The following is an 11,936-nucleotide window of genomic DNA, read 5'->3' on the forward strand; positions in this document are numbered from 1 at the left end:
CCAGTTCAGAAAATCGCCCCTGCCCGAAGAATGTTCGGCGGGCCTTCCACAAATGCCGACTGTCGACGGGCAACTCGACCGAGCGCTTTCAACAAGTGCCGGGCTCCCGTCGAAAAATCGAACAAATCTACTCGCCGCGATTTCGAACCGATAACTGCTTCGTGTTGATCATCGGCAAGTAGCACTCGCCGCCGGTAACGACCTCCCGAAGAGCCTGCACCTTAACTTTTGGCGTAGAAACCGGGTGACGCCAAGCGTGAACGGCGGCGTACTTCGAATGAAGCAATAGACACACGGCCGAGACAAGAGCCATGCCGAATCAGACCCGCGACCCTTGGTTACTGTTCCATGGCTTGGGTATAAAGCCCCCACGCCCAACGTCGCGCGTGTCTGACCCAACAAGAAGATGAACACCGTGGACGTGACGATCATCGGCGGCGGCCCCTGCGGCCTTTTCGCGAGCTTTTATGCCGGCCTGCGCGGGATGTCGGTGCGCATCATCGACTCCTTACCGGAGCTCGGCGGCCAGCTCACGGCCCTTTACCCCGAAAAGTACGTTTACGATATGCCGGGATTTCCCAAGGTGCTGGCGAAGGACCTCGCCCGCGAACTGATTCGTCAGGGCACGCAGTTCGAAACCGAGGTTGTTCTCGAAGAGACCGCTTCGGCACTGGAAAAGACCGACGACGGCTACCTCATCCGAACTCTTAAAGGTCTCGAGCTTCCAACTCGTACCGTGATCATCTCCGCCGGTGCGGGCGCCTTCCAACCGACTAAGATCGGAGTCGAGAGGGAGGAGGATTTCGCCGGCAAGGGAATCTACTACGGCGTGAAGGACAAGGCGCGGTTTGCCGGCAAGAACATCGCCATTGTCGGCGGCGGCGACTCCGCCTTCGACTGGGCGCTCAATCTCGAAGACGTGGCCGGCCCGATGACCCTCATCCACCGCCGCGACGTCTTCAAGGCGCACGAAGACTCGGTCGACAAGGTCAAAGCCAGCCGAGTCGAGATGAAGCTCTGGTACGCCGTCAAGGCGCTCCACGGCGACGGCGAGATCACCGGCGTCACTCTGGAGAACACCCAAACCAAAGAGTGCCATCACCACGAATGCGACGCCGTCATCGTAAATATCGGCTTCAAGTCGAGCCTCGGCCCGATCAAGGAATGGGGCCTCGATATCGAGAAGAACCAGATCAAGGTGGACGAGCGGTACGAGACGAACCTTCCCGGCGTCTTCGCCGTGGGCGACGTCTGCTCCTTCCCGAGCAAGATCAAGCTCATCGCCACCGGCGTCGGTGAGGCCGCTACCGCCGTCTGCTACGCCAAAACCCGCCTAGACCCCGCCGCCAAACTCTTCCCCGGCCACTCCTCCGACATGGAGCTCCCGGCAACGCATTAATCTTCCCGCGTGACACGGGCGGCTCGCCCGTGGGTATCCATGGGCGGCCCGCCCATGTTTCGGCGTACCTTTCGGTACGCCGGATCGTCGGCGAGGCGCCGACGCTACGTTGGGCTAGAAGAAATCCGCGCAGATGACCGGCGACGGCGGCATTAGCCGTTGCGCCGCCTTTAGCGCGGCGGCATTCCCAACCGTCACGAGCCCGAGCCTCGCGAGATCCGCGAGGCTCGGCTCGCCAAGAAACGCCTGCGCAAAGGGCCGAACGTCCAGCGTCAGTTCCGCGGTATCCGCCGGCTCGACCACCACCTCGCCCGGTCGGAACGCCACCCGCCAAGGCCCCTCGTTCTCGGGGACCACGTCGTCCACCACCCGAATAGTGAACTCGCCCGACTCCTCCGTATGCAGAGAACGGAGTGCCAACGGCACGTCACAAACGCGAAACATCACCGGCCGATCCGCGGTTACCTGCACCCCTTGGTCGAGATACTGCGCAAAGAACGGCGAGTCGGATGGCTCGAACCAAGAGAGCGCGGTCTTGTTGATGCCGATCCCGGCAAAGGTGTCGAGGAGCGCTCGATATCCTTCCAGAGTCGACCAAGCGACGTCCGAAATATGGTCGGTTGACCAAAAGTCGACGTTGTGGCTGACCACCGCGTACGCCTCGACCGGATCGCCGGCGGCGTAGATCGTCAGCGGACGGTTCTCGCCGAGGACCCGCTCCCATAGCTTCTCCGTGCGCAAGCTAAGCCCGCTACGCGCATGGGCGAACGCTTCGTAACAAGGGTTCAACTGCTCCCAATCCGCCGGCGTAAGCCGTCGAATCGGCAAGTCGTGCGCGACCTTTGGGAAGCGCGGCGTGGGGCAAACGATCTTGAGCCGCTTTCCCGCGACCTCATATCCCGCCCGCCGGTAGAAGGGCTCGCGGAATGCGTACAGGCTCGCCACCGGGATTCCCTCTTCTCGCAGCTGGCGGATCAGCCACTTCATCATCGTGGTCCCGATGCCCCCCTTCCGCCGGTGCGGATAAACCGCCACGCCGGCCACGCCCACGCACCTCAAAGTCGCCTTTCCGCGCGTACAGGTGAGATCGAGGGTAACGAACGCCCCCGCGACCTCGCCGTCGGACAACGCGGCGAACGGGCGGGTGTGCTTGAATACGCGCCGTTCCTCCGGCACCGGGTCGCCATTGTTATACGTCAACGCCCGGACGTCGTAAAAACCCCCGGCATCCTCGGGTTGCATCGGTCGAACGATGATTGACGGCATGTAGTGAATCTTACTTCCGAGATATCCCCGCCCGCCGCCAAAACGCGGCCACCCCCGGAGCGCGGCCGTCCCGGCCGCTCCCCGGACCCCGGGCGTCCCGCCCGGTCCGCACTCCTACAGATTTTCTTAGGAGGTAGCCTCTAGGCGATGAAGGTGGGCGTAGTCGGGCTGGGATTGATCGGCGGATCGATCGGTCTCGCTCTTCGCGATCCTTCCCGAGAGATTCTCGGATTCGATCCTTCCGAAGCGAACGCCAAGCTCGCCCTCGACCGCTTTTGTGTCGACCGCCTCGCCCCATTGGAGGAGGTCGCGAAGGCAGAGATCGTCTTCGTCGCCGCGCCGCCGCTTCACGTCATTGCCGTGCTTGACCAAATCGCCAAACTCCGCGGCGAACAAACCGTGGTAACCGATTGCACAAGCGTGAAGGCCGAGGTAGCGGCTTGGGCTGTCCGCACCGGCGCGCCCTGGTTCGTCGGCGGACACCCGATGGCGGGGCATGAAAAGTCAGGCCCCGGCTTCGCCTCTTCCTGGATGTTCCGCAACGCCCGATGGATCCTCACCCCCGTTAAGGCGACGGACAAAGCGGCTGTCAAGCAAGTGGAAGAGCTCGTTCGCGCCATGGGCGCGGTTCCGGTCCGCGCCAAACCGGATGCGCACGACCGCCAGGTCGCCATCCTCAGCCATCTTCCCCACGCCTTCGCCTCGGTCCTGGTCACGTTGGGCGAAGAGCTCGAACGGACCGACGTCGCCGCCGGCTCCTGGCGTGACCTCACCCGGGTGGGCGGGGTCGACCCCGACCTCTGGTCCCAGATCCTCCTCGGCAATCGGACCGAGCTCACCAAAGTGCTGGAAGACGCCGAGCGCGAGCTGGCCGCCTTGCGCGAAGCGCTCCAAACCGACGACCGAAAGGCGGTCCGCGCCATCCTAGAACGGTCCCGAATCGCGAAGAAGAAACAAGAAGCATGACCCTCGAAATCTCCCCCGTGGCCACTCTCCAAGGCGACTTGCGCCCACCCAGCGACAAGTCGCTCACCCACCGCGCCTATATGTTCGCCTCCATCGCGGACGGCGACTCGGTGGTGCGGATGCCGTTGCGCGGAGAGGACTGCGAATCCACGCTGCACTGCTTGATCCAGCTCGGCCTCCGGCACGAGTGGATGAGCCCCTCCGAGATCCGCCTCGTTCCTCCTAGAGAGTGGCAAGTGCCAAGGGGCGACCTCGACTGCGGGAACAGCGGCACCACGATGCGGCTGATGAGCGGCCTTCTCGCCAGCCGGCCGCTCGATGTAACGCTCGTCGGCGACGCCTCCCTCAGCCGCCGCCCGATGCAACGGATCGCCGAGCCACTGCGCATGATGGGCGCGACCGTCGAAGGCGACACCGCTCCGCTCCACATTGTCGGCGGACAGCTTCGCGGCATAGACTACGTCAGTCCCGTCGCCAGCGCGCAGATCAAGAGCTGCGTCCTACTTGCCGGATTGGGGGCAGAAGGGGTTACGAGCGTCCGAGAGCCGAGTCCGAGCCGGGACCACACGGAGCGGATGCTCCGCGCGACCGGGGTTCGGATCGAGCAGAACGGCGCCGTCTCCCTCGCCGGCGGCCAGCGCCCGCACGGCTTCGAGATCACGATCCCGGCCGACATCTCTTCTGCCGCTTTCTTCCTCGTGGCCGCCGCCATGCTGCCCCAGTCCAGTTTGGCCATCCACGACCTGAGCATGAATCCCACCCGCACCGGCATCCTCGACGTCCTCCGGCAATGCGGCGTGCCGTACGAGCTACTCGGCGAGCGAGAGGAGCTCGGTGAGCCGGTCTCCACTCTGGAAATCCGCGCGCCGAAGTTTCTCAAACCGTTCGAAATCTCCGGATCGCTAGTACCGCGCCTCATCGACGAGATCCCCGTCCTCGCCGTGCTCGCCACCCAATGCGAGGGAACGAGCGTCATCCGCGACGCTCGTGAGTTGCGCGTGAAAGAGACTGACCGGATCGAGACTGTCTCCACCGGCCTGCGCGCCATGGGCGCCGAGGTCGAGACGTTCGAGGATGGACTCGCGATCACCGGCCCCACCAAGTTGAAAGCCGCTCAAATCGACGCCGCCGGGGACCACCGGATTGGGATGGCGTTCGCGATCGCCGGGTTGATCTCCGATGGCGGGGTCAAGATCGACAACGCCGAATCGATCGCCACCAGTTATCCCGGCTTCACCGACGACCTGATGCGATTGGCCATTATCTAGACTCGAACTTCCACGATCCAACGGAATCTATGAACGCACACAAATCCATCGTCATCGCTATCGACGGTCCGGCCGGGGCCGGCAAAAGCACGGTCTCCAAGCGTCTCGCCCACGAGCTCGGGCTCCATTACCTGGATACCGGCGCGATGTACCGAGCTCTCGCATTAAAGGCGGATCGAGCCGGTTTGGATCCGGCCGACGGAGCCGGCGTCGCCGCGCTCATGGAAGATACGACGATCGACTTCGGCGATGGGGAGCCCCAGCGTGTGCTGCTGGACGGGGAGGATGTTACCGACGCCATCCGCACCCTCAAAGCGGGCGAGCTGGCCAGCGCGATCTCCACCCAAACCCCGGTCCGGCGCGCCCTCGTCGTGCGGCAGCAGGCACTCGTCGCCAAGGGCGGCGTCATCCTCGAGGGTCGCGACGCCACCACCGTCATCGCCCCTCATGCCGACGTGAAGGTGTACCTGACCGCTTCCCTCGAAGAGCGCGCCAAGCGGCGCACCACCGAGATGGTCAACAAAGGGATGGAGCCCTCGTTCGAGGATGTTCGTTCACAGATCGAGAACCGCGACCACCGGGACATCACCCGGGACGACAGTCCGCTCACTGTCGCGCCCGATGCCCATCTGGTGGAGTCGGCCGGGTTAACCGTGGACCAGGTCGTCGCCGCCATCAAAGCGCTCCTGCCGAACGAGTAACCTATTGGGGGTCTTGGGCGACGCTCGGGACCACCAACAAGCAAATGGGCGCATTTTTTGGACCGAAGGATTGGGGCAAGCTCCTCACCGCAATGCTCACGCCGTTCCACGAGGACGGCTCCGTCAACTACGACGAGGCGGGACGCCTCGCCGCCTACCTCGTCGACAAACAGAAAAACGACGGACTGGTAGTGAACGGCACCACCGGCGAATCGCCGACGCTGACGGAAGAGGAGAAACTTAAACTTCTGGAGGTCGTGCTCGCCGCCGTCGGCGACCGCGCCGCCGTCATCTTCGGCGCCGGCACCTACAACACCGCCGAGTCGATCCACGTGACGCGCGAAGCCGACCGTCGCGGCGCTCACGGCATCATGCTGGTCAATCCTTACTACAACAAGCCCGGACAAGCCGGCTTGTACGCGCACTTCTCCACGATCGCCAAGGAAACCGAACTCCCGGTGATGCTTTACAACATAATGCCGCGTAGCTCGATCAACTTGGAAACGTCGACCTTGCTCCGTCTCGCCGAGATCCGAAACATCGTCGCGGTAAAGGAGGCGAGCGGATCGATTCCCCAGATCAGCGACGTCTGCCGCCAAGCCCCGGAAGGGTTCCGCATCTACAGTGGCGACGACGCCCTGACCCTGCCGATCTTGAGCCTCGGCGGGCACGGTTTGGTAAGCGTCGCCGCCCATATCGTGGGTGACCGCCTCAAGGAAATGATCGAGCGCTTCCCCACCGATCCCAAAGGCGCGGCCGCGATCCACCACGAGCTTACGCCCACCTTCAAAGCCATCTTCTCCGCCCCCAGCCCCGTCCCGATCAAGTACGCGACTAGCAAGCAAGGCTTCGCCTGCGCCAACGTCCGCCTCCCCCTGGTCGAGCTGAGCGACGAAGAACGAGCAGTAGTGGATGCCGGCCTAGGAATGTAGCCCGCAAATAGCGCAAAGCAACCCGCCCTGTAGACTGCAGTGACCTGTCAACGCTTTGGTAAGTGAGCTTGCGAACGCTTGACCCACACTCCCTGCAAAGCCGGCATCCCTACGACGCAGTCGTGTAGCAGCAGGTTGGCTCGTACCTGCGTTGAGCCCCCCGACGATCCACAAGTTTGGTCAAAGGGCGAAACGCTCTCGCGCAGATACGAACCAACCTGCGGCTACAACGCTTCGCGTTAGCTAGCTCTCACTTTCAGGCGTCACTACCTACTCCCGAAAAGCCGTCAACCCTCCCGAACCTCAAAGAGGTTCCATTCCCTAGCGAACGGGTTGCGAGGCACGAGCTACCCTGGTACCGGTGCCGACGCACCATCTACCCCAACGGGGTTGCGTTCTCCGGCGCTGGATTTAGCGTCGTCAGAACTGTTCGCGAATCCACTGCAATGCGTTTTGGACAAAAGAACCCTTTCGTGCAACCGCGACCGCAGTTTTTCCCTCAAACGCTGGGTTAGTTCGAACGCCGTAATCCTCCAGATAATGGGGAGCGTGGCTCCCTCTCCTCTCCACTAGCGGTTCAAACTTTACGGCAAATACGTCCCAAATAGAAGGATTGCGGTTAACAAGTGAATCGGTCGGGGTCGCCGGATCGCGATCGACAATCCACAGATCGCACATCGGTGCCTCTGCATAGGTGCATCCGTGATTCACCTCGGGCCAGATGGTAAGGCCCGCTCGACCCGTTCCGGCAAAAATCGCCCCAGGAAGAAAAGGCGGTGGCTCAGGCTTTCCGAAAGGTACGGCCAAGGCAGCAACGAGGCTGGCGAGCAGAACCGATGCCACAAACATTCGCCCTTTCGCCTTCCTCCTCATCCGATTTTCCCATGATGCTCAACTACTTGATCAGATCCTTCACCACGTGGCCGTGAACGTCCGTAAGCCGGAAGTCGCGGCCCTGGTACCGGTAGGTCAGCTTCGTGTGATCGACGCCGAGCTGGTTCAGAATCGTTGCCTGTAGGTCGTGGACGTGCACCGCCCCTGGCGTCAGCGTGTCTACGCTCGGGTCGATGACGGCGCCGTCCTTGTCGACGATGTTGTAGCCATAGTCGTCGGTCTGGCCATAGGCGATTCCCGGCTGCACGCCGCCGCCGGCCATCCACACCGTAAACGCCCGTGGGTGGTGGTCGCGCCCGTAATTCTCGTGCGAAAGCGCGCCCTGGCAATAGACCGTTCGGCCGAACTCGCCTCCCCAGATGACGAGCGTGTCGTCCAGCAGTCCGCGCTGCTTAAGATCCTTCACTAACGCCGCGCATGCCTGGTCGACGTCTTTGGTCTGCATCGGAAGGTCGCCGGTCAAGTTGCCGTGCTGGTCCCAGCCTCGGTGGAAGATCTGGATGTATCGAACGCCGCGCTCCACCATCCGGCGAGCCAGCAGGCAGTTCGCGGCGAACGTCCCCGGTTCGTGGGCTTCTTTACCGTAGAGCTCGAACGTGTCCGCCGACTCTTTGCTCAGGTCCATCAGGTCGGGAACGCTGGTCTGCAGCCGGTACGCCATCTCGTACTGCGTAATGCGGGCCGCAATCTCGGGGTCGCCGAAAGCGCCAAGCTGCATCTCGTTCAGCTTCGCGAGGTCGTTCAACATCCCCCTCCGGGTGGTACGGTCCATGCCGTCCGGATCGGTGAGATACAGCACCGGATCTCCGGAAGACCGGAGGCTGACCCCCTGGTACTCGCTCGGCAAGAATCCCGTGCCCCAGAGCCGCGAGAAAAGCGCCTGGTCGACTTTGCCGCTCGAGACCTTGCTGTGGAGCACCACGTAGGTGGGCAGATTCTCGTTCTCGGTACCCAGCCCGTAGCTCACCCACGAGCCCATGCTTGGGCGCCCGGGAAGCTGGCTTCCGGTCTGGATGTAGGTGACCGCGGGGTCGTGATTGATCGCCTCCGTCCACATCGAGCGGACGACGCATAGGTCGTTCACGATCCCCGCCGTGTGCGGGAGAAGCTCGCTCACCCAGACGCCGTCGGCCTGGTTGTCGTACTTCTTGAACTTGTAGCGTGAGGGCGCGATCGGGAACCGCGTCTGGCCGCTCGTCATCGTGGTGATCCGCTGCCCACGCCGAACCCGATCAGGGAGATCGGTATCATAGATGTCGTTCAGCTTCGGCTTGTAATCCCAGAGGTCGAGCTGGCTGGGGCCGCCGTTCATGAAGAGGTAGATGACGTGCTTCGCTTTCGGGGCGAAGTTCGGCATTCCGGCAAGTCCCTTGTGCCCTTCGCTCCCCATCGCGGCCGCCGCCAACCCTCCCGCCATTCCCCCGGTCATCAGGAGGCGGCTCAGGGCCGCCGTTCCCAGTCCTAGGGTGGTCTTGCCGAACAATTGTCGGCGCGTCATCATCAGCTCGGCTTCGCGAATCGGGTCCATGGTGTAAGGGGTGAGGGAGGAGGGGTGAACGTTGGTTAGTGCATACACAGAAACTCGTCCGTGTTCATCAGGGTCGAGCAGATCAGCATCCAGGCTGCGTGCTCGGAAGCCGGGATGGCTTGAGAGCGCGGGGCGTCGCCGACTTTGAGCAGATGCTCGGCTCCGGCCGGATCGGCCGCGTACCGTTGCCGATAGCGCTCCAAGGCGCCCTTAATAAGCGAGATCTCGGCCGGCTTAGGCGCTCGTCCGAGCGCGATCTCGTAACCCTTTCGGAGACGGCTTTCGTCGTCGCCGGGGGCGCGGAGGAGGATCTCCGCCATCGTGCGGCTCGCCTCCAAGAAGGCAGGCTCGTTTAAGGTCGTCAATGCCTGTAGCGGCGTGTTCGTCCGGCTGCGCCGGACGACGCAGCTATCGCGCATCGGCGCGTCGAAGGTGAGCATCACCGGGTGCGGACTCGTTCGCTTCCAGAAAAGGTACAAGCTCCGCCGGTAAATCGTGTCCCCGCGGTCGCGCATGTACTTCGCCGTCGTGCTGCTGTCGAAGGCGATCGCCTCCCATAGTCCGTCCGGCTGGTACGGCTTGAACCCCTTGCCACCCACTTGGTGGAGCAGCAGCCCGCCCGCCGCCAGTGCCTTGTCCCGAATGACCTCGGCGTCGAGCCGGTAGCGCGGGCCGCGCGAGATAAGCCGGTTCTCGGGGTCGGCTTCGTGCTTTGCCTTCGAAATCCGCGAGCTCTGCCGGAAAGACGCGGACGTCACGATCATCCGGTTCAGTTGCTTCACGCTCCAGCCGTTCTGTACGAAGGTGACCGCCAGGTAGTCGAGCAACTCAGGATTCACCGGCCACTCTCCTTGGCTGCCAAAATCCTCCGCCGTCTTCACGATCCCCGTGCCGAAGTGCTGCTGCCATACACGGTTGACGAAGACTCGAGCCACCAACGGGTTCGAGGGTGAAATAAACCATTTCGCGAGCGAGAGCCGGTCGGCTTTTGCGGCGGTGGGCAACGCACCCAGCGACGGCGGAATGTGGCGCACCACCGGATCGCCCTTCAAGTTGTATTCGCCGCGGCGAAGGATGAATGCCGGGCGCGGCTTCATCATCTCCTTCGCGATCATCGTCATCGGAATGCCCGCCTCGAAGTCGTCTCGCTCCTTCCGAACCGTCCGAAACCGGATCGCGCCAACGGAAGCGGGACCGTTCTCCAAGTAGATCCGTCGAAGCTCGTCAGCCGCCGCCGGTGTCGGGCTCTTGTGGAAATCGGCGAGCGCCTTGTCCATCCGCTCAGCCCCGGGGTCCCCCATCCGGATGTTGATCCCGTCTTCGCCGCCCGCGTTCACGACCTTGGCAACCAACACGTTATCGCCTGCCTTGAGATCCGCCTTGACCGCATCGGTAGCCGTCGTGAGCCCACGTAGCGCCTTGTTGTCGTGGATCAAGTTGCCGTTCAACCAGATCTTGATTCCATCGTCGCTCGAGACGCCCAAAGTGATCGTCCGCGCTTTTTCGACCGAGATCGTGCCTCGCACGTAAATGGAGGCGTTCTCTTTGGCGATGATGTTGGCGAGCGGCTTGCCCACCTCCAATTTGACCGGCTTCCAAGCCGGCTCCGCTTGGCCCGGCTCTCCCGGCTGCGCCTTCGCATAAGCTTCCTCGAAGTTCGCTGCCATGTAGACCGGACTGACTTGCCAATCCCGGGTCGCTGGGTTCGGCACATGGCTCTTCGTCAGCCAATCCTCGGCGACGGAAGCGTCCACCTTCGCCGTGAGCGCCGCCAGCTCCCGGTCCAATGCCGCGAGGTGCGACTCTTCTTCTTCAGTAGCGGCTCGGACGACCGGAGGCGGCAACAGAGCGTTATCGTCGAGCGGCTTGTCTTCCGTGCTGTTGAAGAAGGCGTACAGCCCATAGTAGTCGCGCTGCTTGATCGGGTCGTACTTGTGGTCGTGGCACCGGGCACATGCCACCGAGAGGCCGAGGAAAACCGTAGAGGTCGTATCCACCCGGTCAAACGTATTGCGGGCGAGGAACTCTTCCTCGATCGCGCCCCCCTCGTCCGATGTCGGATTCATTCGGACGTAACCGGTGGCCACAAGCTGCTCGGTGGTCGGCTTCGGCAAGAGGTCTCCGGCAAGCTGCCACTCGGTGAACTTGTCGAACGGAAGATCCTTGTTGAACGCTCGCACGACCCAGTCTCGGTACGGATAGATTCCCCGCTCGTTGTCGAGGTGAAGGCCATGCGTGTCGCCGTATCGAACCGCGTCAAGCCAATATCTGGCTTGGTGCTCGCCATAGGTCGGGCTGGCGAGGAGCCGGTCGACGTACCGCTCGTAGGCGCCCGTGCCCTTGTCTTTAAGGAATCGCTCGAGCGCCGCCGGAGTCGGTTGGAGCCCGGTGAGGGTTAGCGACGCCCGCATCGCCAGCGTTTCGCGGTCGGCTTCCGGTTCCGGCTTCAGCCCCGCCTTATCGAGCTTCGCCATGACGAAACGGTCGATGAGGTTACGGCACCACTTGGGGTCGCTCACCGAGGGAGCGGCCGGCAGCTTAGGTGGGACGAACGACCAGTGAAGCTCGTACTTCGCACCTTGGGCGATCCAACGCCGGAGGATGTCCACCTGGGCCGGCGTAAGGCTGGGGACTCCCGCATCGGGCGGCGGCATCCGCATCTCTTTGTCGGGCGCGCCCACTCGCTTCAGCAACCAAGACGCGTCCGGCTTCCTGGGGACGATCGCGGCGTGACCGCCGGCCAAGAGCTTCGTTGCCCCCGCGAAAGAGTCAAGTCGCAGTCCAGCCGCGGCTTTCGTCACGTCGGGGCCGTGGCACTTGAAGCACCGCTGGCTCAGGATCGGTTTAACGTCGCGGCTAAAGCTGACCCGCTCGGCGGCGGCAGGCGTCTGAACCGGGGTCACGGCATAGCCGACGACCCCCAGGGACAACAATAAAGCAGGAAGCGATGCCTTCATAAGATCGACACTGACCAGGAAGCTG

General features: G+C 63.0%; 9 protein-coding genes. 5 read left to right on the plus strand and 4 right to left on the minus strand.

Translation table 11 applies throughout. The annotated features are described in order from the left end of the window. Window positions 1-127: 127 nt before the first annotated feature. A complete protein-coding gene (locus OP10G_RS23140) occupies window positions 128-313 on the minus strand; it encodes a hypothetical protein (RefSeq protein WP_025228052.1) in 186 nt (61 codons plus the stop codon). Between the two features lie 93 nt (window positions 314-406). Between OP10G_RS23140 and OP10G_RS23145 the strand changes: the two genes are divergently transcribed. Next, window positions 407-1,399: an NAD(P)/FAD-dependent oxidoreductase gene (locus tag OP10G_RS23145; RefSeq protein WP_025228051.1), complete on the plus strand. Its 993-nt coding sequence runs from the start codon at window positions 407-409 to the stop codon at window positions 1,397-1,399. Between the two features lie 114 nt (window positions 1,400-1,513). Here OP10G_RS23145 and OP10G_RS23150 read toward each other — a convergent pair whose 3' ends face one another. Then, on the minus strand, window positions 1,514-2,665 hold the full coding sequence (locus OP10G_RS23150; RefSeq protein WP_025228050.1) for a GNAT family N-acetyltransferase: 1,152 nt from the start codon (window positions 2,663-2,665) through the stop codon (window positions 1,514-1,516). 147 nt (window positions 2,666-2,812) lie between these two features. Here OP10G_RS23150 and OP10G_RS23155 point away from each other — a divergent pair, with 147 nt between their 5' ends. The 4 genes from OP10G_RS23155 to dapA are packed head-to-tail and all read left to right on the plus strand — an operon-like array spanning window position 2,813 to window position 6,532. After that, window positions 2,813-3,631: a prephenate dehydrogenase gene (locus OP10G_RS23155; protein WP_025228049.1), complete on the plus strand. Its 819-nt coding sequence runs from the start codon at window positions 2,813-2,815 to the stop codon at window positions 3,629-3,631. Next, window positions 3,628-4,899, plus strand: coding sequence for a 3-phosphoshikimate 1-carboxyvinyltransferase (gene aroA, locus OP10G_RS23160; RefSeq protein WP_025228048.1), 1,272 nt, complete (start codon window positions 3,628-3,630; stop codon window positions 4,897-4,899). Before OP10G_RS23155 ends, aroA begins: the two co-directional genes overlap by 4 nt. A gap of 29 nt (window positions 4,900-4,928) precedes the next feature. Continuing rightward, window positions 4,929-5,600 carry a (d)CMP kinase gene (gene cmk / locus OP10G_RS23165; RefSeq protein ID WP_025228047.1) on the plus strand — a complete coding sequence of 224 codons (672 nt, stop codon included), beginning with the start codon at window positions 4,929-4,931 and terminating at the stop codon, window positions 5,598-5,600. 44 nt (window positions 5,601-5,644) lie between these two features. Then, window positions 5,645-6,532 carry a 4-hydroxy-tetrahydrodipicolinate synthase gene (gene dapA, locus OP10G_RS23170; RefSeq protein WP_025228046.1) on the plus strand — a complete coding sequence of 296 codons (888 nt, stop codon included), beginning with the start codon at window positions 5,645-5,647 and terminating at the stop codon, window positions 6,530-6,532. A gap of 895 nt (window positions 6,533-7,427) precedes the next feature. Here dapA and OP10G_RS23180 read toward each other — a convergent pair. Then, complete coding sequence (locus OP10G_RS23180; protein WP_025228044.1) at window positions 7,428-8,954, minus strand: DUF1501 domain-containing protein; 1,527 nt, start codon at window positions 8,952-8,954, stop codon at window positions 7,428-7,430. A 35-nt stretch (window positions 8,955-8,989) separates the two neighbouring features. Beyond that, on the minus strand, window positions 8,990-11,911 hold the full coding sequence (locus OP10G_RS23185; protein WP_025228043.1) for a DUF1553 domain-containing protein: 2,922 nt from the start codon (window positions 11,909-11,911) through the stop codon (window positions 8,990-8,992). Window positions 11,912-11,936 lie beyond the last annotated feature (25 nt).

The organism is Fimbriimonas ginsengisoli Gsoil 348, assembly GCF_000724625.1.
GTDB lineage: Bacteria > Armatimonadota > Fimbriimonadia > Fimbriimonadales > Fimbriimonadaceae > Fimbriimonas > Fimbriimonas ginsengisoli.

Coding starts and splice junctions, on each gene's coding strand:
- OP10G_RS23140 (WP_025228052.1), bottom strand. CDS start 313: ATGGCTCTTGTCTCGGCCGTGTGTCTATTGCTTCATTCGAAGTACGCC.
- OP10G_RS23145 (WP_025228051.1), top strand. CDS start 407: ATGAACACCGTGGACGTGACGATCATCGGCGGCGGCCCCTGCGGCCTT.
- OP10G_RS23150 (WP_025228050.1), bottom strand. CDS start 2,665: ATGCCGTCAATCATCGTTCGACCGATGCAACCCGAGGATGCCGGGGGT.
- OP10G_RS23155 (WP_025228049.1), top strand. CDS start 2,813: ATGAAGGTGGGCGTAGTCGGGCTGGGATTGATCGGCGGATCGATCGGT.
- aroA (WP_025228048.1), top strand. CDS start 3,628: ATGACCCTCGAAATCTCCCCCGTGGCCACTCTCCAAGGCGACTTGCGC.
- cmk (WP_025228047.1), top strand. CDS start 4,929: ATGAACGCACACAAATCCATCGTCATCGCTATCGACGGTCCGGCCGGG.
- dapA (WP_025228046.1), top strand. CDS start 5,645: ATGGGCGCATTTTTTGGACCGAAGGATTGGGGCAAGCTCCTCACCGCA.
- OP10G_RS23180 (WP_025228044.1), bottom strand. CDS start 8,954: ATGGACCCGATTCGCGAAGCCGAGCTGATGATGACGCGCCGACAATTG.
- OP10G_RS23185 (WP_025228043.1), bottom strand. CDS start 11,911: ATGAAGGCATCGCTTCCTGCTTTATTGTTGTCCCTGGGGGTCGTCGGC.